This is a genomic window from Streptomyces sp. NPDC046465, assembly GCF_040646035.1.
Lineage (GTDB): Bacteria > Actinomycetota > Actinomycetes > Streptomycetales > Streptomycetaceae > Streptomyces.
Map to the genome: position 1 here is coordinate 1 of NZ_JBEYZK010000084.1, position 1,711 is coordinate 1,711.

The window sequence follows — 1,711 nt, forward strand, 5'->3', positions numbered from 1 at the left end:
GGAAAGAATCAATATAGCTAAAATATCGTCAACAACTGCAGCACCTAGTATAATATTCCCCGCTTTTGTTGAAAGATAACCATACTCCTGCAGTACTTTAACTGTAATAGATACAGACGTTGCTGCAAATACTATACCATAAAAAAGACTAGTAGAGATAGATCTTCCCGAATAGAAAGCAACTATTCCAAAGATAGTTATTGGAATAATAACGCCTGATAATGCAACCAGAATTGAGGGTTTCAGATTTTTTTTAAGAACTTCTAAATCACTTTCAAGTCCTGCTAGAAACATTAAGAGGATAACTCCAATTTCTGACATTACTTCTATAGTATGTCCTCCATTAATTAAACCCAGTACTGATGGGGCAAGAATTATTCCTATCAACATCTGACCAACAACTTCCGGAATTTTTAATTTCTTTGAAAGCAACGTAGCTAACATAGAGAAGAAAAGTATAATTGTAATTTAAAAAATATCTTCCATTTTTGAGTTCCTTCGATTTCTTTATTGAATAATATTAATTATAACATCCAGGATACTGATTTTTTTAAATTAATTTAGAATAATATTTTCTATTGATTAATTTTATCAAAATAATTAGTTTGCTTCTCAGCATAAAACCTATTATCAATATTAATTTCGGAAAAATTGTAATTTTTCCGAAAGTTATAGATGTCTCGTTCTTCCTTAACTTTAGCACTCAATGTCAGACTAAGCTGTCAACTCCTTGATGTTCCTGAATCAAGTTATTATGAACGGATTAACCGACATCCATCTAAAACTCAATTAAGGAGACAATACCTGTCACTCAAAATTTCTCAACTCTTCAATGCTAACCGAGGAATCTATGGTGCTACTAAAATTCATCATCTTCTACTTAAACAAGGGGAAAAAGTCGGGTTAAAACTGGTACAGAAGCTAATGAAGCAACTTCAACTCAAGTCTGTAGTCATTAAGAAATTTAAGCCTGGATACTCACTAAGTGATCACATCAATCGAAAAAATCTTATACAGACTGAACCTACAAAGAAAAATAAGGTTTGGTCAACCGACATTACTTATATTCCTACTCAACAAGGATGGGCTTATCTCTCAACCATTATGGATCGTTATACTAAAAAAGTCATTGCTTGGGATTTGGGCAAGCGAATGACTGTAGAATTAGTGCAAAGAACTTTAAATAAGGCCATTAAATCACAAGACTATCCAGAAGCTGTTATTCTTCATTCTGACCAAGGAAGCCAGTATACGAGTCTAGAGTATGAAGAGTTGCTTAAGTATTATGGGATGACTCACTCTTTCAGTCGAAGGGGATACCCTTATCATAATGCCAGTCTTGAATCTTGGCATGGACATTTAAAAAGAGAGTGGGTGTATCAATTTAAATATAAGAACTTTGAAGAAGCCTATCAGAGTATTTTCTGGTACATCGAAGCCTTTTATAATTCAAAACGAATCCATCAAAGTTTAGGGTATCTTACACCTAATCAATTTGAAAAGGTAAGTGCTTAAAATAAATAGATTAAAATTCTACGTTTGTTACTCTAAAAACTTGACTTAACGTCATTATTTATTAACATGAGTTTTTGTATTCATTATAGATATAGTTTAATTAAATCATTCAGAAATTGGGATGTATTTTTATAATTTTGTTTTTCTGCCAATTTTTCAAGGCCTTCTTTTACAGAAGGTTCCAAAGTAAATGAAT

General features: G+C 32.0%; 2 protein-coding genes and 1 pseudogene. 1 reads left to right on the forward strand and 2 read right to left on the reverse strand.

Features of this window, described 5'->3' with window-relative positions; all coding sequences use genetic code 11:
- Positions 1 to 468: cation:proton antiporter (locus tag ABZ953_RS39315; RefSeq protein WP_361734343.1), on the reverse strand; the 468-nt coding region annotated here is incomplete at its 3' end.
- A gap of 207 nt (positions 469 to 675) precedes the next feature.
- Here ABZ953_RS39315 and ABZ953_RS39320 point away from each other — a divergent pair.
- Positions 676 to 1,515 (forward strand): annotated as a pseudogene (locus tag ABZ953_RS39320) (IS3 family transposase); the annotation flags it as partial.
- Positions 1,516 to 1,598: 83 nt separating this feature from the next.
- Here the strand turns inward: ABZ953_RS39320 and ABZ953_RS39325 are convergent.
- Positions 1,599 to 1,700: a hypothetical protein gene (locus tag ABZ953_RS39325; RefSeq protein ID WP_352322392.1), complete on the reverse strand. Its 102-nt coding sequence runs from the start codon at positions 1,698 to 1,700 to the stop codon at positions 1,599 to 1,601.
- Between the last annotated feature and the right edge of the window lie 11 nt (positions 1,701 to 1,711).